The following is a 26,157-nucleotide window of genomic DNA, read 5'->3' on the forward strand; positions in this document are numbered from 1 at the left end:
TATGGTTATAGTTCTACGCGAACGGTGAATGTTGTGATTTTAGGAGAAGGCAAACTATAGGCACCCAATACTGGGTCGATTGCTTCTGGATCGAGGCCGTATTTGTTCTTCGCCCATAATGCTACGTTGTTCATTTGCGCAATAAAATGTACACCTTTAAAGGCCGACTTGCGCAGTAATGTTGCCGGTAAACTATAGCCTAATTGGATTTCTTTCAAGCGGATAAAATCACCCGGCATTACACTATTCGAAGAATACAAGGCTACACGTGTTCTACCATCGTACATCATATCATCCGTTCCTTGAATTGAAGGAATATCTGTAGTCAATTCATCGCCCGGTTTTCTCCAACGGTTGGCGATTTGATAATTCAAATTCCCTGCTCCTGCATATCCATCCATGTTAGGCATTTCTCTTCTCATTACGTTGCCAAAGTTGTAGGTAGCAAACACACTCGCGAAGAAATCACGGTAAGTAAATACGTTCGTGAAACCGCCTACATATGGCGCACGGTATACACCACTTACCATTAACGAACTCATTACAGGCACTTTAATTTTCTCATCTTTATCACCATATACTAATGGATTACCTTTTTCATCCAAACCCGCCCAACGGTAGCTCCACAAGGTTTCCCGACCGTAACCTTGTACATAAGGAGTAGTACCAGAAGGGCGATTGCTGGCTGGATTACTATCTGGCAACTTGCTTTCTAATACAATATTTTTATTGTACGCGAAGTTTAACCGGCTATTCCATCTAAAGTTGCTTTGTTCTATGATATTACCTTGGATATTAAACTCAATCCCTTTATTGCGCATGCTGGCAGCGTTGATTTTCAAGCTTGCAACACCTACTGTAGGATCAAGTACGGAAGAGCCAAATAAATCGTAACCGTATTTGTTATACGCATCAATTGTTACTTGCAGGCGATTATTATACATGCCTACATCTACCCCTAAGTTCACGGTGCGCGTACGCTCCCAACGAAGTTTCGGGTTGTAATAATTCATCCGCAACGCGAAATCGTTCAAGTTCGCTTGTTGTCGTTGCGTAGCAACTAATACAGGGGTCGTTGTTTTATCGAAGTTACCCGTTAAACCAACTGTTGCACGGAGCTTTAAGAGCGAAATGTTTTTGATCGTCATGAAGCTTTCCTGCGCGATATCCCAAGAACCACCGATCGACCATAACGGCGAGCTTCTATATTTCGGATCGGTACCAAACAAGTTGGATTGATCGATACGGTAACTACCGGTAAAAGTATATTTACCATCGTATGTATAGGCTAGCGTGCTGTAGTAAGAAGCATGGCGGGTATCGTTATAATTGAAGTTGTTGTAGTTCGTAGCATCATAAATAGGAATAGTTGAGTTATCCCACCAGCGTAAACCACCTTTCAACAATGTTTTTTCATCCACACCCATCCAAGAAAGCAATTGATCGTTGTACCCATATCTGCGTGTATTATATCCATCGGTCACGAATTTCTTCAATTCCAAACCCGCTAATACATTCACGAAATGCTTTTTATTAAATGTATTCGTGTAGTTCAACTGCGTTCTGAAAGCCCAGTTAATGGCGTTGCTTTCACTTGTATTCAAAATATTACCTTTCGGCAAGTTGAAGTTGGCAGCATTATTCACCAAGTTAGCATACTGGTTTAAATGCGTGCGGGTGGCTGTCATACCCGTATCTTGGATATTCTTAACGCTGGTTTTCATTTTATCGTACATGAATGTACCATTCAACGTTAACCCTTTCACAATCTTCCAATCGGCTACTAACCTTGTTCTCAATTCCATCGATTTGGAATTGTTGCTAGCCAAGCGTGCATCTTGCAAAATATTCTTACCGAAATTATAATACCCTTTCTTCATCATCGAATCGTTCGATATGGCGTTGAAGTCGGTATAATCGTACAAGTAATTCCCTTTGTTATCAACCAGCATTTGGTAAGGTGCCAAATTGCTGATATTCGATGCACTAACAGGACTAGTATACGAATCACTGAACACGGTATTAATGTCGGCACTTATGCGCACTGTAGGACTCAATTCAAAATCACTACGCGTATTCAATTGCGCGTTGTTCGATTTGTTGCCGATGATTGTATTACGGTTGTAGTCGTATGCGCCAGATACTAAAAAACGATAACCTTTACCGCCACCAGAAAGTGACAAGTAATGGTTATTTCTAACACCTGTTTGCAATAACAAATCGTTGATCTGTTGCAGGTTCGACAACCTACCCAATGAATCGGATTTCGCAGCGTATTCAGATGGCGTAAGTAAGCCTTTATTCAACTTAATTAACAAATCATAAGAAGGCGTATAACCATATTTCGAACCTTCCCATCTTTCTGGGAAAATATATTCTTTGTCTAACAATTCTTTATCATAATCTACCATCGTTGCGCTACTGGCCCTACCCAACTTCGCATAATCTGGCTTCTCTGTAAAGTAGGTGTTCGCAGCATAGCTAATTTTCAACTTGCCTTCTTTCCCTCTTTTGGTGGTAATTACAATTACACCATTCGAAGCAGAAGCACCCCAAATAGCTGCCGCAGCAGCATCTTTCAATACATCGATAGTAGCAATGTCATTCATATTTTGCGGCAGTTGCGCCACCTGGAAACCATCTACAATAATTAGCGGTGCTGTACGATCTGATTGTAAAGCACTGCCACCCCTAACTTGGATAGAAAGGCCTGTACTAGAACGGTTAGCTACAGTACCAGAAAAACCATTGGCCATGGTTAAGCCTGGGATAGCTCCTTCCAATACGCCTGTGAGCGACTGGCTACTTCTTCTTTCAATTTCTTTCTCTGTAATACTAGCGATTGCACCCGTGGTGTTCTTTTTCGCCAAGGTTTGGTAACCTGTAGACACTACCACTTCTTGAATAGAACGTGCTGCTTGTTTTAAAGTAACGTTTATTTGAGACCGGTTATTGGTTTCGAGTTGGGTGGTTTCGTACCCGATATAGCTTAATAAGATAGTGGTGGGTGCATTGTGTAATTGAAGGGTAAAATAACCCCGATCATCTGTTACGGTAACCGCTGTGCTACCATGCTCGCGGATGGTTACACCCGGCACATACATTACATCGTTACCATCGAAAAGGCCCACGCGGCCCTTTATGATTTTTTCAGCAGAAGCGGAAGAAGGTGCTACAACTTTCTTGCTCACGCTGATCATGTTATTGTTCTTCTTGAAAGCAAAAGCATACTGATCTGCTAAATATTGTAACACTTCATCCAAGGTCATTTTCCCGGCTGGAATAGTAATGGTTTCGGTGGTGTTTACCGTGGAACCGCTGTAGTAAAACCGGGCTTTATAAATAGTGGACAACTCTTGAAAAGCTTTATCGGCTTGCAAATTGGAAATGTGCACCGCTTTTTTATCCTGCGCGGTCACTTTGCCTGGCAACGACAAGCAAATAATTAGTAGTAAAAGTGTTAAGGCATGGGCATACTTTCCCCATTGGGTTATCCTAGTGGATAACCGGCGATTCTGACATTTCATAAATTTTGGCTGATTACTTAATTAAAACACTCGTAGCATCGGTAAATTGATATTGTTTGTTCACTGCAAAACACAAAACATTCAGTACTGATTGTAATGAATCGTTCCGGAACTTACCCGAAAACGTTTCCTTCTTCAAATCCACTCCTTCTATATTAATGTCGACATTATAACATGATTCCAATTGCGCCACCACTTCCTCTAACGGCGTATGCTCAAATATGATCTCTTCCGTCTTCCACAACGCTAAGGCCGTTTGTTCAAATACTTGCGCCTTACTTTGGTGATGATTAATGGCTGAATTGTAACTCTCCATGGGCAAGAGATATGTTAGCAATTTTCTATGCTCATTAACTCCTTGTTCCACCTTTACTTTCCCTTGCTCTAACATCACGTGTACATGGCCCGGCGTAACCGTCATTTTAAACGCTGTACCTAACGCGGTTACCGTATAATCGCCACCCTTTACATCAAATGGTAGGTTAGCTTGCGATTTGATCTTAAAATACCCCGTTCCATTCAGCACTACATGCCTGTTCTGGGTATTATAACCCGCGTCTATATCCAGGGTACTATGCTTATCCAGGAGTACATATGTGCTATCTGGTAAAAGAATGCTCTTCCTTGTACTGCCATCTGCACTGTAGTGTAACTGTAAAGGTGCAGATGCAACAGTTGTGGGTATATTACTTTGTTTCGTTGGCCATTTAACAATCACCAAAACTGCTATTACAGCAGCCGCAGCGGCAGTACTCCACCAATACAATTGCTTATTTCTTGATCTTGGCTTACTCGTTCGTAAATAATCGTCCATTAATGCCATGGCGCCGGCTTTCTCCTTTTCTGCTACCAATAACCAGCCGGTCGACTTTACAATGTCTTCCGCTTCGTTAAAAATATCAGCATGTTCAGGATGTGCCTGTAACCATTGCCGCCACGAGTGAACATCTTGTTCATGCTCACGTAAGCAATAATTAATAAAAGAAGGCTGTGCGATCAACCACTCAACGGTAACATTGTCCATTTTTGGCACCTTTTAATAGTACAGAGGGAAATTGATGATCCTTTTACCACAGAAATAAAATATTTTTTTTGCCGATACTCGCGCGAAGCTGCGCAATCGCCCTGTGGGTAAGGTTATAAACGGTTCTAAGACTGGTATTTTTTGCGTCGGCTATCTCTTGTAGCGACATATGCTTTATAAATCGCCACTCAATTACTTCCCGCTGGGCAGGCGTTAGTTGCTGTAAAGCTGTTTGGATAAGGCTGTAACGGGTATCGAAGATAGCTTGTTCATCCAGTTCTTCACCCGACAAATTGATATAATCAGTAATATTATCTAAGCGCTTTACTTTACCCCATTGCTCAATTAACCTGCGTTTAAAAGCAGTAAGCAAGTACTTGTCGACATGCACATCACGCGACAAGTTGTCTTTTTTCTCCCATAGATATATAAAGAAATCGTGTAAACTGTCCTTTACGAAAGCTGTTTCCCCGTCGAGCCAACGGCAGCCCCATACAAATAGGCGGGTGTAATACTTGCTGTACAAATCACGGAAAGAGACGTCATCCCCATCACAGAAGCTTTGCCAGGTCTTTACGTCGTCTTGCATGCTGATGAATCTAAAAGCGGAAAAATGTTTATCAAACAGGAAATAAAGATATTTGATTTTTATTGTTCCTCCGCCAAGAAAATTTATGAATGGCCAAGACGCCGGGTGATTGTCGTAGCTTTATAAAAATTTATTATCCTTCTGATCAGTATACAAAGAATCCCCGGTACCGCTAAGCAATACCGGGTTTCGATAGGATTCAATACCTTTAATGAGCCCTGCTTTTCTCGTCCTCGTTCCCTGCCTCGCGCTGTTTCGTACTTATTTTATGGTTCCCCATTTTGTAACTGATCGACACTCTAAAGCCGCGGCTATCTCCATAACTACGTACCGTATTCTTGATGTTATTAGAATAATAAGCAATCAAAGGGCGCTGCGCATTCAATAGATCTTCGCCCGTTACGGTTAATGTCAATTTCTTATCCATCAATAAAAACTTCATTGACACATCCAATATATGCATAGTAGAAATATGGAAAATTTGATAACGCCCGGGTAACTGTACCGCATAATTGATACCCAAAAACGCCGTCTTCCCCTTGTTCATCGTAAAATCATTATTACTATAGATGTAGGCATTATAACCATCAATCGATTGAATAAAGCTGCTGCGCGATTGTACATTTTGATAGTTCACATTTAAGCCGGTAAAGCTATTCCACCAATGCAAAGTATTGAAGTTGTAATACGTCGACACGCCCAATTGGTAAGTATTCGCATAGTTCACAGGCGTTTGCTTTGTAATATTGGTGGTACTATCTACGATCGACAATTGCTGTCCAAAATCCGTTACCTGTGAATAATACAAGTTGCTCACCCACTTTTGCTTGTGCACATAAGAAAACTCGGTATTATCGATATAAGAAGGTTGTAAGAAAGGATTACCTGCTGAATAGAAATACGGGCTGGTGCGAATTACGAAGGGGTTCAAGTAATCGAAATCCGGGCGGCGAATACGGCGACTATAGCTAAGCGAATACGAATGATCGTTGCTAGGCGCATATGTAATAAAAGCTGTTGGAAACAAGCGCGTATAATTGTTTGTATTGGTTTGATCTAAGTTTTTAGAATAACCTTTGGTTTGCGTAGCCTCCATCCGTAAGCCTAACTGCATTTCCCATTTCGAATGCAGTTTTTTATTTGCCGAGAAATACAGTGCTTCGTTATGCTCCTTATAATTAAAAATATTCGACTGATCAACATTCGGTACCGTTGTACCCGTATGATGATCGAAAACCGCTAAATCATTGTTGGTATTGGTATATGAAACCCTACCGCCTACGCTAATATTGGCCCATTTATAGGGTAAGCTTATATCAGCTTTAGCAGAATAGTTGTCGATTTTATTGACGTTGGTATTGGTAGATGAAAAGAAGGTATTGTTTTCAATTTGCTTACTATCGTTGAGTTCGTTACCGGCAAAGAAGCGGTTATCGTGCTTTTTGTAGGAAAAATAATCCATATCGATGGTAATGCTTTTCCCGGTTGAGTCCAATGTAATAGCATGGTACCAGTTTACACTGTTCATCTTTGGCTTATTGGCTGATTGCGCAGTGGTAGCAATAAAACCTTTGGCTACCTGCGTTTGGGGATCTATTATACTGGTGAATGGTGCATTATTGGCATCCCGATCTGAAAAACTACCTAAATATTTAACACCGGTTGTCCACTTAGATGTTAGCTTATAATCAACCCCTACACTGGTACTCAACCCACTTTCTGTAGATGTAGTACGTACATGTTGTAACCAATGTGCTGAAGGGTATAATATGGCTTGGTCTGAAGTGGTACGTAACTGTTGTTGACTTTTACTAATAGAAGCCTGTACCGCTAATTGCCGGTGGTTATAAGTAAATAATGCTTGGAAGTTACTGCCAGCATAGGTTTTTTGAATATAAGATCCTCCAATATTGGCCATCCAAGAATTTGCCTTTGCTTTCTTTAATTTAATATTGATAAGACCGTTGTTACCCTCTGCCTCGTATTGCGCAGGCGGTGTAGTAATTACTTCAATGCTCTTTATATGATCTGCCGGGATCGATTTTAGAAAGGTGGCTACATCCTCTTGCGACATTCTTTGTAAACGGTCGTCAATCATCACCAATACCTCGCCCTTTCCTACAATAGAAACTACATCATTCTGCACACGTACACCCGGCGCAGCTTTCAATGCATCTAAGGCAGTTCCCCCGGTTGGCATAACGGCATGCTCTACATTAAATACCAAGCGATCTACCTTTCGTTCAATCAATTGCTTAGCGGCAGTAACCGTTACTCCTTGTAAGGCCGTTGCATCTTGTATATTCAATATGCCTAGGTCGGTATCTTGTTCCAGTAACACTTCTTTATTTATTACTTCCTTACCAAAATGCTGCATGCGAACCTGGTAAATGCCCTTCGCGGCTTTAAACGTAAATTGTCCCAGGCTATCCGTCACCATTTGTTGAACGGGCGAATGCGCTTCTTTAAATAAGCCCACGTATACAAATTCTACCGGCACTTGTTGCTGGTTCAATACTTTGCCTTTGATGGAAAATTGTTGACTAAAAACATTGCTATACAATAAAATTGCTGCCACGAAGAGTAAAACCTGTTTCATATACTGTGAATTAAAATCTGTCACAAAACAACAGGGAATAGTTCCGTTTAACTATTTTTATCGACAAACCCCCGCTGTTTTTCTACGAACCCGGGGGCATCTCTTTCTGAAAAGGAATAGTTTTGTAAGTATGAATGAAACGTTACACAGCGGCACTTTAACTACACGAAAAGCAGCGCTTATACACTTAGTATTTTGGTTGTTGATAGCGTATTTTACCTTCGTAAAGAACCCTATCCACGCCAAGTTTCTTGTGCCAAATTTGTTTTATTGTACGTACGTGATGGTGTTTGTAAGCACCTTTTATGTGCATTACTTCGTAGTAATGCGGCGCGTGTTTCATCCTTTTAATTGGAAAAAGTTGCTGTTGGGGTTAATTGTTTCTTACTTGTTTTTTACCGGTATGCGCTGGTTGGTGGAACAAGAAATTACCCGTGTATTATTCGGGGAAGTGAATTATACGAGTACCACCTTGTTGAATTACTTGTTGGATAACATGCACTACAGCAGTATGCCTATTTTATTCAGCTCCTTTCTTTGGTTAGGGATCTATTTTGTGCGTTTACTGGAGTACAACCATGCTATTGTAGAAGAAAATCAAATCACAGAAATCAAGTTCCTCAAGGCACAAATCAACCCCCATTTCGTATTCAATACCTTGAATAACATCTACTCGATGGTGTACTTCAAGTCGGACCAATCCTTGTTGGCCATAGAAAAATTGAGTCACGTGATGCGCTTCACCACCTACGAAGCCCAAAAGGAGAAGATCTACTTGCAAGATGAAATCAACTACATGAAAGCCTACATTGAATTGGAGCAATTGCGCCACCAAGATGCAGGGGAAGTAAAATTTACCATCCAAACCAGGAACGACTACCTGGAGGTGCCCCCCTATATATTGTCACCACTAGTTGAAAATGCTTTGAAACACGGGGTATTGACAAAAGAAATGACGATCGAAATTGATTTGAAAGTAGACCAACAAAGCTTAGTTTTCGCGATTACGAACGAAATTGGTACACAAAAGAAAGATAAATTAGGGGGTATTGGGCTCGACAACCTGCAAAAACGGTTACAAATACACTATCCCAACAAACATACCCTTACATTAACAAACGCACAGAACCGCTTTACCGCTATATTAACCATTGCCTTATGATCAACAACAAAATCAACTGTATTATACTCGACGACGAACCCTTCGCCGTGAAACTAATGGCCGATTACGTTTCCAAAGTACCGCAACTCAACTTGCTGTATGCCGATTGTGACGTATTCAAAGCCATGGATGTACTCAAAACGCAAGCAGTCGACCTCGTGTTCCTCGACATCCAAATGCCGCAACTAACCGGTATCGAGCTAATGCAACTCTTCAACCGGCAACATAACTTCATCATTACCTCGGCTTACCCGCAATACGCCTTAGAGGCCTATCAATTCCACGTGATCGACTTCCTGCTGAAGCCCATTACCTTTACCCGGTTCTATCAAAGTATTGAGAAATATACCCGCTGGCAGGAAACTTTCCAGCTAACCGGGCGCGATGACTCTCTTTTCGTAAAAGCCGACCGGAAACACTATAAAATAGCGCCTAGTTCCATCCTTTATATCGAAGGATTAAAAGATTATATCCGCATCCATACTACAACAGAGCAAATAATGGTACTGGAAAACATGAAAGATATTATAGAAAAATTACCTACGAAGCAATTTGTCCGTATTCATCGTTCCTATATCATTCCTTTAGATAAAATAAGAGTCATAGAGGGCAACCAGGTACAGATGGTGGATGGTACATATTTGCCGATTGGCGAAACCTACCGGAAGATGGTGGGGGAATGGATTGAGAAAAAGTAGAAATAAATCACATATAATCTTTTTTATTTACAGGACCTTAGGAAAGGTCATTATATATGATATGCTAAATAAGTAACCTGCTTATTCAATAAAAAATCGTACCTTTAATAGAATTATTTCGGGCTCCTGCCTCTGCTTCTTCTGATTTAGATTTAATCTCTCTCAGTCATTGCTTTTCCAGCTGCCATATTGATTACCCTCAAAAATGTGTTTTATGAACTGTTCAATACACAAAAGAATTGATATTAGTTTTCATCTAACACCATTGATATGAAAATTTACGTTGGAAATTTGCATTACAGGGCATCGAGGAGCGCATTGTATGCTTTGTTCGTCCCATTTGGGTATGTACAGCTAATTGAAATTCGTATGCTACAGGATGGTAGCGCTGAAGGAGTAGCCTTTGTATATATGAAAGGCCGGCACGACGGCACGAATGCTATACATCAATTAGACGGTATGAACTTCATGAACAGGTTCTTACAAATATTCGAAATAGAAGAATAAGTACAAACTATTAATTGCAATATTGCATATCATTAAAAACAAAGGAAAAATTATGAGTGATTCATTTTCTAAAAAAGCTAATCAGAACAAAAGAGCAAAAGCTAAAGAAGACAAAGCAGCGAAGATGAGAGATAGAAAACTGAACAACAATAAAGGCAAAGGCTTAGAAGACATGTTAGCTTATATTGATGAAAATGGAAATCTCAGTTCTAAACCTCCAAAAGAAACGACCGAGTTTGAGATTGATGCATCTGATATGACGGTTAAGGAGATTACACCTAACGCACCTAAAGATACTGCTAACACAGGTATCGTATCATTCTACAACAGTGCAAAAGGCTTCGGTTTCATCTCTGTTAAAGGCAGCAGCGACCGTATTTTCTTCCACAACCGTAATCTTTTACAACCAGTACAAGAGAACGACCATGTTACTTTCGAGGTAGAAAGAACTGCGAGGGGCAATAGCGCCGTAGACGTTAAAAAAGTGAGTAGATCGTAAGGCATTTTTAGCCCATTGATTCATGTATATTGGTCAAAAGAAATACTTAGGTATCTCTTTTGACCTTTTTTATTGCCCTTATGCCAATTGCAGGGCCGGTTTCTTTACAATCCTGATAATCTTACAAAACGAGAAGAAACGAATGAGGTAATACACCGGGTCTATTTCAAACCAACGCTTGCCAAAATTGACAGATGCCGGGTGTTTATGGTGATTATTGTGATACGACTCCCCTAACATTAATACATCCACAAACAGCAAGTTCATAGAAGTATTGCGCAATTTAAAGTTGATATATCCATACTTATGGGCAAACCAGTTCACAATAGCACCATGAAATGCTCCCATTGTAATAATAATAGGTAATAATAAATACTGCCAAGGGCTCGTTGCAAAAAATGCAAAGAATACTATATAAATACCTACCCATAATAAACGAGAAACAGCGCTGTTAGCAAAGCGATCAAACCATGTCCATTCCGGTAAGTTCTTGGTGTACCGGGGATCAATAGTAGACTTATTATGAAGAATTTCTTGGTATACAGTTCTCGTTTTCCACATCATCGTGAAAATATTAGAAGAATATGAAGGCGAATGCGGGTCGAGCTCGGTATCGGTATGCGCGTGGTGTAACCGGTGCATAATACCATATGCTTTAGGACTCATGTAAGAAGACCCTTGGGTGATATAAGTAACTACAAAAAAGAACTTTTCCCAACCTTTACTCATCGTAAAAGCACCATGTGCTGCATAGCGGTGTTGAAAGAATGTTTGAGAAAATAGCGATAGATACCATACTGCCACGAAGAACAGGAACACAATCATATTTGAAATTTTGTAGGAGCGGAAATAAATCTCAAATACGCAAGGAAGAATAGATGAAAAAAATAAAGACGCTACTGGTGAAGAGAAGGATTTCTCTAAATATAGGCTTTTATATGTTAAGGAAATGACAAAGGGAAGAATATAAAAACAAAGAGCCCTGTATTTGAAACATACAGGGCTCTTATTTGCTAATTATATTACTCTACGACTTCACTGATTTGTACAACAGGCGTAGTATTTGTATACTTTATAAAATCGGCCCTAATCTCGGTAACGTGTTTCGCCAACGCTTCTTCATAATCTGATAGTTTATCGAAGTACAAGTACCCAATCGCTAAAAAAGGCATGGGCTGATCGGGCATACCACTTTTCAAACCTTGATCAATGGCCAAGTGCTTAGGATTGAAGAACTTCCGCATAAGTGGCATGTGGCTGTTCTTGTAATAGTTCATATCAAATGTTTTGCCTTCGCCATTGGGGTAAAGAATGGTCACTTTAATCATCCCCTTTTTAACGGTAGACTGTGCCTTAACAAAAGTACACGAGATGGCAAATAGTAGGGTCAGTAAAAGGAGTTTCGCTTTCATGCATGCATGGATTTAGTGGTTGCGTGGAAAGTTTGTATCGTAATGTACGATATTAAACGGATTAGGTTCATCAAATTATAAGGTATTGGAAGGATAGGTTTTTTGTACGAAGTATCCTTGCAGTGTAACATATTTTTGTATCTAATTGAAGATGATTAGTTTAATGAGCTTCCTAAATGTCATTATAATATCTTCCAATGTTCTTCTAATGTTCTTCCAATGTTATCCCAATGTTCTACATATATACCCCATATACCTGGGATATATGCTTCCATGCTATTTGACTATTAGCTTCATGTGATTGCTAAGGTGCTTCCAAGTAGTTTCCATGTGATTTCAACCTAATTCCATGTAATTCCATGTAATTCCATGTAATTACATAGTGTTTATATAGTAGAGAGATGCTATTCAATAGTATGTAGATCGTTGTTTACCCAGTAATGCATCGTTCGTTTACCGAAGGCAGCCTGTACTTTTATTGAATTTCAATCAATTACAACAAATACCATGTAAGATATACATTTCCATGCCCAGCCTTTTTCTCGTAATAGGTTGAAAGTGGATGTTTTATAAAAATACAACGTACCTTATTGAAATGGTAAAAAGGGAATTGACTATTTTTACTACGTAACACCCTTCCATGAAACAAATACTTTTAGCTGCTACCTGCTCCTTCATGAGCATTGTACTACATGCACAATCCACCTCACCAGGTTATATCGTCACTACGTCCAATGATACCCTCGCGGTTCAGATAAAAATGAAACGAAATGTATTTGGCCAGGTAACCAATAACTATACAGATGAAGTAGAAGTCGTAGATAGCGTAAAAGGTACCATTAAATATTTGCCGGGTGATATTCATGCATATGGCATCGTGCGTGAAGATCACAAGTTAATGTTTGTTTCTAAACCCACAACAAGTGGAGAACAGAAGTTCTTATATCCTATGTATGTAGGTCCTAAATCGAGCTTATATGCCTACGGGATATTCACCTCCGGAGGTGGTTATGCCATGCCTAATAAACAAGTTTTCTATACGTTTGAAAAAGCAGGTGGTATATTTCTTTGCCTGAAAAACATAGTGAACAAGAAATTCAAAGCACAAGTAAAAGCGTTTTACCAAGATAGCCCTGCAGTGATGGAAATCATTGATTCGAAATTGAAATACTGGCTTGAATTGGATAAGGATCTACTCGTTATTTTGAAAAAAGCGAATGAATAATCACCGCTAATTTCAACCAGCAATAATGACCATTCATCCCATGTTGCTATGGGTTACATGTTTCATGTTCTATATTTATTAGATCACAAAAAACTCGGAACCCTTAAACGCTTACTCATGAGAAGAACAGTCCCTCTACTCTGTTTTGTAACCATGCTATTGGCTGCCACTGCGTGCAGCAACAACCAAGCTCCCAAAGAAACAGCCCTCAAAGCCGACAGTACAACTACACGTACGATCAAAGAAAAATGGCATTGGGGAAATGAAAAAAAGCAAATCGATGATCCCGGTTACGCCCAAATTGTAAAAGTAGGCAACACCCTGTACATCTCTGGTATTGCAACCGACGATTTAAGTCCTGCCGGTATCAGCAGCGTGTACAGCAACTTGGAGAAATGTTTGCAAACCTATGGTGCTACCTTTAGCAATGTTGTAAAAGAAACATTGTACACTACCGACATTGAATTGATGAAAAAGCACAACAATGCGCGCTTACCTTTTTACAAAGGTGATTACCCCGCAGCAACTTGGGTGCAAATTAGCAGGCTCTACGAAGCCAATGCCAAGTTAGAAGTCGATTTAATAGCGGAACTATAGTGGTTTAAACAAGCTATTATTGTCAATGCACAACCGGCCTGGTTGTGCATTGCTTTTTTAATGCGTTATTATTATAAATGTTGCGTCATCAAATTTGTTTGAAAAATTGTCTTTCTTTGTAGCACATTTTCAACTTATTATGCTGTACAATGCACAGCGTTAAACTCTATAAACACAACATTCAATATTCAAATGAAAGAAGCTCTCAATACCTTGTTGGGCCAATTAAAAGCCAATACTATTGTTTTTAAAGATGTAATCGCATTCATTGAAAATCATTACATCGCACAACCAACAGCCTTCAAAAATGGCGATGCATATAATGAAGCAACGCAAAACCAAGGCAGCGCTAAAGTGTTTTCATTCGCTCAAATACATAACTTGTCGAAAGAAGATACCTTACTATTGTTCGCAGAACACTATCAAGCCGTATTAAACACTCCCGAAGCAACTGATCATCAAAATATTAGGCAATTTATGGCACACGGCTGGGAAGGTATCCAGTTTGAAGGAACTGCATTAACGAGCAAATAAATACCCACTTTATTATCATACAACCAGTCAACCGAAATGAACAATTTCTTGGCTGGTTTTTTATTTATTGATATTATTTGCCTCTCCATTTCTAAGTATACACCCCATACAAATAATCATCTTGCCACTCGTGCATCTCCCCTTTCTATATCAAAGTAGTTTTGTACATTACAATACCACACAAATAAACCCCGTCCAACTAACTTTACTGTTCTTCAACAAGCAGTAATATTGGTAGGAATACCAGTTAAACGTATACATTCCGTAGACGTTTTTTACATTATTTTGAACAAGTGCAAAACGGACATATATAACGGTCATTATCAGCCTTTATTTCAACTATTTACAATGGAACAATCAAAGTCAACCCAAAGCAGGCGGTCTTTCCTAAGATCCTCTTTGTTAGCCGGAGGCGGCTTTATGATCAGCTTTACTTGGCTGGCCAAAACAGGCCTCGCAGAAGGCCACAAAGAAGCCATCCTACCAGCACAATGGAATGAATTGACGGGGTATATAAAAATCACGGCAGACAATGTCATCAAGATACTCAATCCCAATCCCGAATTCGGGCAAAACGTAATGACCTCCCTCCCCATGATCGTAGCAGAAGAACTAGAAGCCGATTGGAAAAATATCGTGGTAGAAATGGGTCCTCACGACAACCTAAAACTTGGCCCCCAGTTTTCCGGAGGTAGTAATTCCGTACGTATGTATTGGAAACCATTGCGGGAAGCGGGCGCAGCAGCCCGGCATATGCTCTTACAAGCGGCCGCCAACACTTGGCAAGTACCCATCGAAGAACTGACCGCTAAAGAAGGTATGATTATCCATACAAAAAGTGGTCAATCGGCGACCTTCGGCAATTTTGCATCCCTAGCAGCTACCTTGCCAATTCCAAAGAACGTTCCCTTAAAAGCTACTAAAGATTTCAAAGTAGTTCGCCACCCACAGAAGAATGTGGAAGGCATGAAAATCGTAACAGGGAAGCCGCTTTTTGGCCTCGACTATAAACAGGAAGGGATGCTATACGCGATGATTCAACATCCTCCAGCATTCGGCATGAAACTACTATCTTTCGATGCTTCAGAAGCACTGAAAATGCCAGGCATCAAAGATGTTTTTACCCTTACTTTATATGACGAAGGTTTCGAGCAAGCAGGATTCGATACCCGTACTTTCAATGAACTGTTAGTGGTGGTAGGTAAAACTACTTGGGAGGTGATGAACGCAAAGAAAAAACTTTCAGTACAGTGGACTTCCGCCGGGAATACAACGGATACCATGAGCGGACGAAACGGTAAAAGAGAAGTAGTTGTACCCGGGGAACTTGAAAGTACCAGCGCCCAACTTGCAAAAATGAAAGCGTATGCGCAACAACCTGCACAAGTATTACGTAAAGACGGCGACCCAGAAAAAGCCTTTAAAAATGCGGCACACATTATAGAACGTACCTATACGGCCCCGTTCCTAGCGCATAATTGCATGGAACCCATGAACTTCTTCGCCCATGTAACTGAAGATAAAGCCTTGGTAGCAGGTCCATTACAAGGGCCCGCCTGGATAGAACCTACTTTATCGAAATTATTGCACCTGCCACCCGAAAAGATCGAAATACAAGTAACGCGCATGGGTGGAGGCTTTGGTCGAAGAGCATATTGCCACTATGTTTCAGAAGCCGCCCTTATTTCAAGAAAAGTAAAAGCACCTATACAACTTGTTTATACGCGCGAAGACGATATGACGTACGGCATTTACCGCCCTATGTACACGGCTACTTACCGTGCAGCATTAGATGCCAATAAAAAATTGATTGGTTTTCATGTAAAAGGAGGCGGTATTCCTGAACATCCCATTCATGAAAATAGGTTTCCGGCAGGAGCTGTCGATAATTACTTAGCAGAAGGATGGCAAATACCATCGAATATTACCATTGGCGCATTCCGGGCTCCCCGGTCGAATTTTAACGCGGCTGCGGAACAATCATTTTTAGATGAACTGGCGGCAGCTATGGGAAAAGATCCCATTGATCTAAGATTGGAGTTATTGAAAAAAGCCAAAGAAAATCCAGTGGGTAAAAACAATGATTATGACCCCGATCGATATGCCGGTATACTACATTTAGTGAAAGAGAAATCGGGATGGGGCAAAGCAGAAAACAAAAAGTATAGCCGTGGCGTAGCTGCTTATTTTTGCCATAACTCCTATGCTGCCCACGTGGTAGATATTGTTATGAGAAATGGCACACCATATGTTGAACGTGTATTTAGTGCTATAGATTGTGGCATTGTAATTAATCCCGATGCCGCGGCCAACATGGTAGAAGGTGCCGTAGTAGATGGCATTGGTAATTCATTCTACGGCAAATTAAGTCATATCGAAGGCGTTGCACAACAAAGCAATTTCTACAACTATAGGATGATCAGGCACAGTGAAGCCCCTAAAAAAATCGACGTGCATTTTGTAAAAAATGATATCGATCCAACAGGCCTAGGAGAACCACCTTTTCCACCTGTTTTCGGCGCCGTTGCTAACGCCTTGTTCAAAGCCACTAATAAACGCTATTACGATCAACCATTTGCTGAACATTTCCCTAAGCCTGGTAACAGCAAATTGGATCATAAAAACTTAGGTTAAAACTACTATCAACACGCAATTATGGTTACGTTAAACATCAATAATAAACATTACGAACTTGATATAGATCCCAATATGCCACTATTGTGGGCATTAAGGGATGTAATAGGGCTGGTTGGAACCAAGTATGGCTGTGGAGTTGCTCAATGCGGTGCTTGTGTTGTTCATCTAAATGGAGAAGCAGTGCGCTCTTGTGTTACAAAAGTAAGTAGAGCGGCTGGGCAAGAAGTGGTAACCATTGAAGGTTTATCACCCAACAACGACCATCCATTGCAACAAGCATGGTTAGAATTGGATGTATCACAATGTGGTTACTGCCAAGCAGGCCAAATCATGTCGGCAGCTGTTTTACTCAAAGAAAACAAAAATCCTACCGATAAAGATATCGACCTCGCAATGGAAGGCAACATTTGCCGTTGCGGCACGTACGTTCGCATCCATAAGGCCATCCAGTTGGCGGCGCAAATTCAAAGGAACGATGCAAAGTAAAAGCAAGGCTGTAATTTTAAAACGTCTACTCGTGAGAAAAAAATTCTTCCATCAATACTATACACGCATTATCATTACAATCCTTGTTGTAACCGTTATTGGATTAACAGCTAACGGTTTAAGTAATAAAAAAGCAAGGGTCACGTTCAACGATCATACTATCAGCAAAGCTGATAGTATTGCATCGGTTGTTGCATTTGATAAAGTTTACCGTGTTTTAATGAGTCCTCGTTGTGTGAATTGTCACCCTGCAGGTGATATACCGCTTCAAGGAGATGATAGTCATTTACATACTATGTCGCCCACCCGTGGTAAAGACGGGAAAGGCCTGTACGCTATGAAATGTTCAAATTGCCATCAAGACACCAACTTGCCGGGGCTTCATACCCCACCGGGTAATCCTAATTGGGGGCTTCCGCCGGCTGATATGAAAATGGTTTTCGAAGGACAATCAGCGCGTGCACTCGCCTTGAAAATAATGAATTACAATACGAATGGCCATAAAGATAAAGCGGCTCTCCTTGCGCATGCGAGGGATACTTTGGTGAAAGCCGGTTGGAATATGGGTGAAGGCCGTACCCCGCCTCCTATACCTTATGATGAGTTTGTGGCTGCTTGGGATGAATGGATTAACAAAGGAGGTGTTGCTCCAGCGAAATAATTACGGTGAGGAAATTACGTTCTTCAGCTGTTCTACTTCACAAACAGCATATAAAAAGGGTAAAGCAAAAGGTTGTATTCAATACCTTTTGCTTTACCCTTTTTAGCACCGCACACGCTTACATATTTTGCATGATGCGTTGTAGACAATGCTACTGAAAAGAAAGCTCGTATCAATCGAAGCCTTATTCTGAATATGCAGTTTTCGGGTAGAGTATTTTAAATGCATTATAAACTGCTTGGTGAATAACTGTGGAATGCAATTCGCCCGGCATATAATCAAATTCTACACGCATGTTCCGGTTTGTTTTCAATACTTGGAAAAGCTTTTCAGCATCCTTAAACATTCTTACATCTTCCTCTTTGCTAGGCGCACCGATATATACATTCACAGCTTTTTTCAAATTATTATTCGCTAGTTTCGTGGCATTGTGAAGAAGCGATTTATCGCCCCACCAAAGACTAGGGGAAATGATAATATAATCATCAAACAACTGCGGACGTTTCAATAGTATTTCCGTGGTGAAAAGCCCGGCTAACGATTCCCCGATAACCGTTTTCTTGCCTGTAGCGAAGTACGTTTTCTCCATGTAAGGTTGCAATTCTTTTTCCAAGAACTGTATATACTTTGCGGACCCGCCATATTGTGGGAAGCTCGACTTTTGGAAGCCTTCTTTCTCAATAAAATCTGTATTCGATACAGCGAAAGTAAAATCACGTCTACGCGTATTGCCTTCAATCCCTACAACAATTGAGCGGGGAAAACGTGCAATCCATGGTTGTGTATTAAAACGAACAATGCCGGCGATATGGATAAAGTCTTCTTCCAGCCCACCATCTAATACATAAACAACAGGATACTTCATGGTATCACTTGGCGTATAATCTTCCGGTAAATATATATTGATCGTACGATCTTCTCCTAATATTGTCGAATGTAAGAGATCAGACTTTCCTATCACTAAAGGCTTGCTGCTTGATTGTGCAAAACACAGGGTGCTGACAAATAGGGTCAATAACAGCGTAAGTAGGTACTTGTATGTTGTCATGATGTTGGCGGATTGTTTTTTCTCTTAAACACAATATTACTACATTAATCATTCTTTCATGATATCCTTAGTTGCCCTTCATGGATTCGATCCCAATTCCTATTTCATATGCTAGCTTATGTATTAAGCACCAAGACACATTACTAAAAAATACGGCCGCGTTATTGAACTCCTGCAACGTATTTTGGTTATTAATGACAACCACTCCTCAAGTTATCCTCACACACAGCCATTCCTCACACATCCAAACATTGAAAAATCATGTCAATTACAACAGCACCGGCTATTAGCCCTATTGCGACTTACCTATCCTCTACTCCCTTAACAAGAGAAGATCAGTCATTCTACATCCAAACGGCGCTCAGCGGGGCCATTTTGGGCGATGGCAACCCCATGGTAATGAACTACAGTAACAACGCCATTACTATTGAACAATGGCAACCAGGGAACCAAGCACAATTATGGGTATTTAACAATAAAGGAGCGATATCACCCATCACAGATCCAACCATGGGAATAACAACATCCGCTACCAGTAGCCAATCTGCCGAAGGATTATCTATCGAAACTTTTACAGGAGCTTCCAACCAAGTATGGTCCTTCTCAAACAACCAGTTTATAGTAGACCTAGGAGGCTCAACAGGACAATTGTGCCTCAATGTACAAGGAGGAGGATCTGCTGCAGGCACCAGTGTAATCACGTATGCTATATCCAAGAGTACAAATGAATATTGGCACCCCTTCCCAGCACAAGTGATCCCAGCCAACACTTGGTTCTACTTACAAACTAACTTGCAGAACAGTTCCGGTAACACAGGCATTTATGTAATGACAGCCATGGCAGAGTCTAACGGTAATAACCCACTTGTAGCGATACAACCTTACAAAGAAGGCGCCGCTGATCAACAATGGATGATGACCCCCAGCGGCACAGTGGTAAATGCTTTATACCCAAATCTTGCCCTGACTTCTAACAGTAGCGACGACGAACCTATTTCACTACAAGCCATTCAATCCAATTATACAAACCAGCAATGGTGTTATGTTGAAGGCATGTTAGCTTGTGGCTCGGCCGGTAATACCTGGTATTTGAATGTACAAGATGCTATTCTTGCCCCTGGGCAACCATTAATTAACTACGATTTTAGCAAAGGTACAGACAATGAAGGATGGACAGTCATTCCCTACGTACCTAGCGGCCAATGGTTCACCATACAAAGCGCCATGGAACCATTTGGAAATACGGCGGGTTTATTAACTTTGGCACCCAGTGGCACTATTAACTTGCAACTAGCCGTGAATGCCCAAGAAGTTCCCGCAGGACCAGGCGCTTTGGCGCAACTTTGGCGTAGAACAACTGATGGGAATATTGTAAGTGCTACCAACCCAAATTTGGCTTTAGCAGCTACAACCACTAATGGTAACCTCACCATCGCACCACTTCAAAAAGAAAATCCTCTGCAACAATGGACATGGTCGAACTTACAAGCAGAATCCGAATCTAAAACAAACGAGGTGCTATGCGGTATGCTAGAAAACTTTTCCTTAAAACAGGTTATTAACGGGACAAGTAAACTCGGCCAACCATTAGCCCTGAGTGATGCAATTACAACACCAGGTAGTGGCCAGGTACCTCAATTATTCTATGTAGTACCATACGGTATTCCAATGAGTCAAAGTACTACTATTCAAATGGCCCAGGAAGACCTCTATCTAACCCTCCCCCCTTATGTAAACCCGGGTACATACGTTCAAATCACACAACTTACTTCTGAACCAGCTCTTTCCACATGGGAGTATCAACACCCGGGCTATATTGTTAGCAGTGCCTATCCGAACATGGTGCTAACAGCAACACCCGACAATAGTAATTATGTATTTATATTAGGCGTATACCCACGGCAACCAGAACCTGAAGCTTTTCAATTATGGTGGATCAGCGAAGAGGGATGTATTGTAAATCGTGCTACCGGCCTTGTTATAAGTAATTTAGGTACGCCTGCTAATACAGCCGTTTTGCTACAACGTTTAAGTCCATTACCGGGCTACCAATCATGGACATGTTCTACTGGCACCAGCCTAGAAATTGCCATAATGCAGCCCAGTTCAGCCTATCCAAATTATCCTCAAACTGATGCAAACGGCAATACAACGGCATATGGCGACATCTGTTCTAAGCTTGGCTTACCAAACGGTATACGCGAACAATATATTAACCTTGCTTCCCCGGTGGATAATTACCAGTCAATAATGAACATCTACTATACCTCGTTACTTGTTAATTCCAACCCGTTACCACCCTCATTAACCTTGGAAGATTATGCACCTGTTGTTAAGCAACTCAACGAGGAAATGTTGGCTGTATCGGGTGTAAGGCGACTATTTCAACAAATGACAACGCTATATCTTTCACTCAGCCAAGCACAAGAGATGTTGCTTTCTGAATTAATTACGGGCTGCGCTTTACCGAATGGTTTGAAAACAATTGTACCGCCACCGCCACAAAAGAAAAAAAGTTGGATTGGCGATTTGGTAGAAGGTTTAGCCTATACAGCCTTAAACATTGCGGGAAGTGTTGAAGGCGATCCTTTCTTAGGTAAGCAAGTGGCCGCCGCTGCAAAATTTGGCTTACCTGTGGTTGCAAACCTCATGTCAACAGGCTTCTCTGTATACCAAGGTGCACAGCAAACTACCAGTTACCTGTCTAAATACGCAGCCATTTTAAATAAAGCGGAGCTTAATATTTACACGTATGAAATGACTGTACTGGAACTACAACAAGTATTATTGAATGAATTTGAATCATTGGGTTCGGCATTAGGTCAACTTGAAACCTTTATTCTAGCCAACTGGGGAATTACAGAGCATGTATTTAACATGTCGAAAGCAATGGGTTCTAGGCAATCGCTATTCTGGCCGGCGACTTTAACAGGTACAGATACACGCAATATGTTAGCTGAATATACGATCTCCGTATTACAAACATTAATGCCTGCGAATCCTGGCTTTACGATTAATGCAAACTTGCATACAAATGCTACTAGCCCTGTAAGTCCTGCTGGTTGGCAGAGCGATGGTTCGTTTGTAGAAAACAATGACGATGGCACGCAAAATGTATATACGAATACTGTGAATAAGGAAATTATGGATATTATATGGGGGCTTGGCACAGTACCACTATCCTTCTACAAAGGATTAAACGGGTGGGCGCTTAAAACAAGTTACCAGGGACTTTTAGTACAAAATTCTGATACACCACCGGATGGGGCATCTATCGTTGTATCAATAATCAACTACACTGGATCAACAATTTATGCCGATCTATTACTTTGTTGCTTGCTGAATAGTACTGCTAATAACAACCCTACACTTTGTACAAGCATTACTTACACCATTTCTCCATACGGAACGCAACAATTTGCAGGAGGTTATTTCGCACATTTTTCTCAAATTGGAGGTGCCAATTTTAATATGCCATATGGTTTACAAAGTAATGATAGTGGTGATAATGGCATTACATTAAGCGATGATTCTTCCACAGTAATGGGAACACAAGTCTATAATAGTTTCCAATCGAGTGGTAATAATCGTGAAAATTTAATAAATACCTTACCTACATATACATTCCCGGGTCTTACATTTTATGCCCCTTATTTCGGCACGTTAAAACAAACGACCAATTCACAGGGCGTAGTGTTTGTTACCATCGAAGTGTATAAAGAGTAAGCATATATTGCTTTAAATAATCAATAACAGCAGGCATGTTTGCATGCCTGCTGTTTTCTCCAACATAATCCTGGCGGTACTAATTAAAATGCACGTAGTAGTTTGCATGCAGTTTATAGTTATAAGATGGCCAAGGTATAACCACCTTACTTTTTAATTAACCAGCTTTCTACAGCCTTGGAAAAATCGGCTACATCTACCGGGTGCCTGCTGGTAATTAGGTTGCCATCTGTTACCACAGTTTCATCACTCACAATACCACCCGCGTTTTTTAAATCCACTTGAATATTCCAATACCCTGTTAACCTCTTTCCTTTCAAAATATCGGCCGATGCAAAAACAACCGGGGCATGGCAAATGCCGGCGATCAATTTTCCCGACTTGTTAAAGTCTTGGATAAATTTGATCACATCTTTATCATACCGAAGATTATCGGGATTCCAAGCACCACCGGGTATAAATACAGCATCATAATCGCTTACTTTTATTTGATCGGCTGTATAGTCGAATTTAATCCATCCTACCGGTTGCAGGTATTGAATAGCCATTACATGTGTTTTCGACATATCGGGGTAGCTTAATCCAAACCGCGCGGGAGCTGGGTTAAACTTTGGTGATACAATATCAACCCTCGCACCTAACTGCTTGAAGTACCAAACCGGTCCTGTGAGCTCGATCTCTTCAAATCCATCTGCTACAATCACAGCGATTCGTTTACCTGTTAACGTTCTCTCCTTCACGGGTGTGAAGAAAAAAGCCTTCAATGCTTCGTTACCAGGAGCATTCAATAATTGGGATACAGGCATATTAACAACAGCAGTTGCAGTAGTTAATTGGTTAATAACTTCCAATTCATGCGATATTGCTTGTTCGTTATTCATTTTCCCCTGTGCATTTAAATTTGTGATTGCAGGTATACAAAAAAATCCTACGACCAACAGTTGAAAAATCGGTTTCATTATTTGCATATTTTGATATGGATGTAATAGTGTTTCTAATTGAAAGTGTCTACTAAAATTCAACCAGCCTATGAAGTCCCGTTTCGAAAGGTTGCTTTTTGATACTTGTATGCAGGTACTCTATGACAGGCTTTATGGGAGGAAAATTTAGGTGATATTGAAAGGCTGCTTCGTTTCTAAAATGTTCGTATGTAACAAACTGGGTTTTATCTTGCTTGAACTGCGAAAGCTGGTAATTGATCACACCCGGTTCGCTTCGAAACTTAGGCATGGCTTCATGGTAGATTTTCTTGAAGCGATCTTCTGTACCCGGCTTTGCATCTACAAACAACATAATAGTAAGTGGTTTGTCGGTAGCGTTCGCCGTTGTTCGCCATTGCTTTTTTGAAACAGGTTCAAGGTCATTCACAAATATCTCTAGGGGCTTTACAGGCAATACGTCTTTAGTAAATGCTGCTATTGCTTTGCAAGCTGCAGTGTTCCTAAACCTTTCATACGCCAATTGACTCTTCCACCTTTCAATTACCCATAGTACCTTTGTGTGCCCTTCTTCGTTGTAGGCTTTTGCCATGATGTTTTGCTCGTTATTAGACGACACCCGTACATAGTTTTTTAATGCCTTTTTCACCTTATCTTGGTTACCTTCTTTTACTTCATACTTGGTTATCACCACTACTGTCGAAGGAGATTGCTTACTGGAGTTTTGAGCAGCAGCCTGTAAGTTGCTTAGTCCAACCCATACCATACTGAATAAGATTAACTTCAAGGATGAAATAATTGCTTTCTTATGCATGGCTATGTTATTGTGCTATTTTCAACAGCAAGGCAGATACTGCTTGTGGCTGTGAAAGGAACGGTGAATGACTGGTATTTACTGAATAGACATTTTTTATACCGGCTGAAGCAATCATTTTGTCTTGCAAGCTGGGGCTAATAACAATATCATTGGCAGTTTTGATATAGGCTTTGTCAACAGCACCGAAGTTGGCTACAGTTAATGTTACCTTATTGCCGAATGGAATGGCCGGTTCTGGGCGATAATTAGTCATTACCAAATCTTTCATCGCTGGTGAACCATCACCTATGAAAAGATTCGTCAAGCTTTCCCGTTTTACATCAAGTGTTAAATGATCGGCTGACTCAACAATCTGTGGGCCGAGTTGAGAGCCAGGGTCTGTCATCGCCAGTTCACCTAGGCTTTGCCCAGATACAGGTATAAATGCACCGATGTATACAAGCTTTTTAATTGTAGCCGGGACCTGTTCAGCAACCGTAGTAATGACCATTCCGCCCATACTATGACCTACTAAAATTACTTGTCCGCCTGCCTTTGAAATGGCATCGGTAACCTTGTTTCTATATACCTCCAAGCTTATAGTATGCGTAGGCGTTTGATCACTTCCATGCCCGGGCAGTTCTACAACAATTACTTTATTGCCTTTACTTTCCAAATCTGCACGTACGGCATCCCAAACATACGGGGCTTGCCATGCACCATGCACCAATACATAGGTGTTGGTTTTGGCATTATTGGAGTCATCATTATTTGTGCAAAACGAACAGAAAAAAACAAGCAATATGGTAGAAAGGAGTAACGAAATTATTTTTTTCATATTAATGAAATTAATGGTGAAAGAGAGCGCCGATTTCATAGCTATTTTTCGGCTATTGCGATGATCCAAACTATTCAGTATCGCCAGGGGCAGCTATATCAAATCCATTCAATAGGGTCGCTATCAAACTATACCCACCCACCAAGAAGAATAGTTCTGCTACACCTGCTTGGCCTAAGAGATGCACCGCTAATTGATAAGTAGCTGTAGGTACAATACGCCCACTAACGAGCGAACGAGCAATATCGTGTGCAACACACTCCTCGGCAGCTAATCCATGGGGACTACCTCCAGCGGCCAATGTAGAAATAACACGGGAAGGGATACCAAACGCTTCGGCCATAATTTCATGTGCATACAGTTCGAAGCGAGCACCTAACTTTCCGCCCACCGTAAGTATAGCCACTTCACGCACCGTTTTAGGAAGTGTTGCATGCTGATCCAAAGCGCGCAGAAAAGTTAATGCTGGCACTCCAAACTGCGGGTATTGCAGCAAAGGAGGAAATGGCCCTAACAATGCACCATCACTGTCCATCATATTTACTTGGCCTTGACTATGACCTACCAACTTGGCTATTTCATCATGTACATACCGTACATCAGGAGGAAGGTCATTTGGCGGTATTGGTTTAATACGCATCACGAATATTTCAG

22 protein-coding genes are annotated in these 26,157 nt (G+C 40.9%); 11 read left to right on the top strand and 11 right to left on the bottom strand.

What is annotated here, in order from left to right:
* Positions 1-5: 5 nt before the first annotated feature.
* From LX64_RS04800 to LX64_RS04815, 4 genes are all read right to left on the bottom strand, one after another.
* On the bottom strand, positions 6-3,527 hold the full coding sequence (locus LX64_RS04800; RefSeq protein ID WP_111596494.1) for a SusC/RagA family TonB-linked outer membrane protein: 3,522 nt from the start codon (positions 3,525-3,527) through the stop codon (positions 6-8).
* A gap of 13 nt (positions 3,528-3,540) precedes the next feature.
* Positions 3,541-4,551, bottom strand: coding sequence for a FecR family protein (locus tag LX64_RS04805; protein WP_111596495.1), 1,011 nt, complete (start codon positions 4,549-4,551; stop codon positions 3,541-3,543).
* A gap of 43 nt (positions 4,552-4,594) precedes the next feature.
* Positions 4,595-5,140 (bottom strand): RNA polymerase sigma factor, encoded by a 546-nt coding sequence (locus tag LX64_RS04810; protein ID WP_111596496.1) that lies wholly within the window; start codon positions 5,138-5,140, stop codon positions 4,595-4,597.
* Between the two features lie 208 nt (positions 5,141-5,348).
* Positions 5,349-7,739 (bottom strand): outer membrane beta-barrel family protein, encoded by a 2,391-nt coding sequence (locus LX64_RS04815; protein ID WP_111596497.1) that lies wholly within the window; start codon positions 7,737-7,739, stop codon positions 5,349-5,351.
* A 130-nt stretch (positions 7,740-7,869) separates the two neighbouring features.
* Here LX64_RS04815 and LX64_RS04820 point away from each other — a divergent pair, with 130 nt between their 5' ends.
* From LX64_RS04820 to LX64_RS04835, 4 genes are all read left to right on the top strand, one after another.
* Positions 7,870-8,901, top strand: coding sequence for a sensor histidine kinase (locus LX64_RS04820; RefSeq protein WP_111596498.1), 1,032 nt, complete (start codon positions 7,870-7,872; stop codon positions 8,899-8,901).
* A complete protein-coding gene (locus LX64_RS04825) occupies positions 8,898-9,599 on the top strand; it encodes a LytR/AlgR family response regulator transcription factor (protein WP_111596499.1) in 702 nt (233 codons plus the stop codon). Before LX64_RS04820 ends, LX64_RS04825 begins: the two co-directional genes overlap by 4 nt.
* A 270-nt stretch (positions 9,600-9,869) precedes the next feature.
* A complete protein-coding gene (locus tag LX64_RS04830; protein ID WP_111596500.1) occupies positions 9,870-10,106 on the top strand; it encodes an RNA recognition motif domain-containing protein in 237 nt (78 codons plus the stop codon).
* A 52-nt stretch (positions 10,107-10,158) separates the two neighbouring features.
* Entirely contained in the window at positions 10,159-10,605 is a 447-nt protein-coding gene (locus LX64_RS04835) for a cold-shock protein (RefSeq protein ID WP_111596501.1), read from the top strand.
* A 78-nt stretch (positions 10,606-10,683) separates the two neighbouring features.
* On the opposite strand, the gene LX64_RS04840 is transcribed toward LX64_RS04835, so the two are convergent.
* Positions 10,684-11,430, bottom strand: coding sequence for an acyl-CoA desaturase (locus tag LX64_RS04840; protein ID WP_111596502.1), 747 nt, complete (start codon positions 11,428-11,430; stop codon positions 10,684-10,686).
* A 197-nt stretch (positions 11,431-11,627) separates the two neighbouring features.
* Positions 11,628-12,017, bottom strand: a complete 390-nt coding sequence (locus LX64_RS04845) for an EthD family reductase (RefSeq protein WP_111596503.1) — start codon at positions 12,015-12,017, stop codon at positions 11,628-11,630.
* 640 nt (positions 12,018-12,657) lie between these two features.
* Between LX64_RS04845 and LX64_RS04850 the strand changes: the two genes are divergently transcribed.
* The 6 genes from LX64_RS04850 (at position 12,658) to LX64_RS04875 (ending at position 18,157) form a co-directional block, all read left to right on the top strand.
* The gene (locus tag LX64_RS04850; protein ID WP_111596504.1) at positions 12,658-13,242 is read left to right on the top strand and encodes a hypothetical protein; all 585 of its coding nucleotides are present in this window, start codon (positions 12,658-12,660) and stop codon (positions 13,240-13,242) included.
* Positions 13,243-13,359: 117 nt separating this feature from the next.
* Entirely contained in the window at positions 13,360-13,839 is a 480-nt protein-coding gene (locus LX64_RS04855; protein WP_111597028.1) for a RidA family protein, read from the top strand.
* A 192-nt stretch (positions 13,840-14,031) separates the two neighbouring features.
* On the top strand, positions 14,032-14,373 hold the full coding sequence (locus LX64_RS04860; RefSeq protein ID WP_111596505.1) for a HopJ type III effector protein: 342 nt from the start codon (positions 14,032-14,034) through the stop codon (positions 14,371-14,373).
* A 348-nt stretch (positions 14,374-14,721) separates the two neighbouring features.
* On the top strand, positions 14,722-17,007 hold the full coding sequence (locus LX64_RS04865) for a xanthine dehydrogenase family protein molybdopterin-binding subunit (RefSeq protein ID WP_111596506.1): 2,286 nt from the start codon (positions 14,722-14,724) through the stop codon (positions 17,005-17,007).
* Between the two features lie 21 nt (positions 17,008-17,028).
* Positions 17,029-17,496, top strand: a complete 468-nt coding sequence (locus LX64_RS04870; RefSeq protein WP_111596507.1) for a (2Fe-2S)-binding protein — start codon at positions 17,029-17,031, stop codon at positions 17,494-17,496.
* Between the two features lie 31 nt (positions 17,497-17,527).
* On the top strand, positions 17,528-18,157 hold the full coding sequence (locus LX64_RS04875; protein WP_211324734.1) for a hypothetical protein: 630 nt from the start codon (positions 17,528-17,530) through the stop codon (positions 18,155-18,157).
* A gap of 184 nt (positions 18,158-18,341) precedes the next feature.
* On the opposite strand, the gene LX64_RS04880 is transcribed toward LX64_RS04875, so the two are convergent.
* Positions 18,342-19,205, bottom strand: a complete 864-nt coding sequence (locus LX64_RS04880) for an alpha/beta hydrolase (protein WP_111596508.1) — start codon at positions 19,203-19,205, stop codon at positions 18,342-18,344.
* Positions 19,206-19,466: 261 nt separating this feature from the next.
* Between LX64_RS04880 and LX64_RS04885 the strand changes: the two genes are divergently transcribed.
* Complete coding sequence (locus LX64_RS04885) at positions 19,467-22,931, top strand: hypothetical protein (RefSeq protein WP_111596509.1); 3,465 nt, start codon at positions 19,467-19,469, stop codon at positions 22,929-22,931.
* A 146-nt stretch (positions 22,932-23,077) separates the two neighbouring features.
* On the opposite strand, the gene LX64_RS04890 is transcribed toward LX64_RS04885, so the two are convergent.
* The 4 genes from LX64_RS04890 to LX64_RS04905 all read right to left on the bottom strand — a co-directional run bounded on the left by LX64_RS04890 (position 23,078) and on the right by LX64_RS04905 (position 26,146).
* Positions 23,078-23,812, bottom strand: a complete 735-nt coding sequence (locus LX64_RS04890; protein ID WP_211324735.1) for a DJ-1/PfpI family protein — start codon at positions 23,810-23,812, stop codon at positions 23,078-23,080.
* A gap of 130 nt (positions 23,813-23,942) precedes the next feature.
* On the bottom strand, positions 23,943-24,683 hold the full coding sequence (locus LX64_RS04895) for a putative quinol monooxygenase (protein ID WP_111596510.1): 741 nt from the start codon (positions 24,681-24,683) through the stop codon (positions 23,943-23,945).
* A gap of 7 nt (positions 24,684-24,690) precedes the next feature.
* Positions 24,691-25,503 (bottom strand): alpha/beta fold hydrolase, encoded by an 813-nt coding sequence (locus LX64_RS04900; protein WP_111597031.1) that lies wholly within the window; start codon positions 25,501-25,503, stop codon positions 24,691-24,693.
* Between the two features lie 70 nt (positions 25,504-25,573).
* Entirely contained in the window at positions 25,574-26,146 is a 573-nt protein-coding gene (locus LX64_RS04905) for a carboxymuconolactone decarboxylase family protein (RefSeq protein WP_148707197.1), read from the bottom strand.
* Positions 26,147-26,157 lie beyond the last annotated feature (11 nt).

The sequence above is a fragment of the Chitinophaga skermanii genome, from assembly GCF_003259335.1.
Taxonomy (GTDB): domain Bacteria; phylum Bacteroidota; class Bacteroidia; order Chitinophagales; family Chitinophagaceae; genus Chitinophaga; species Chitinophaga skermanii.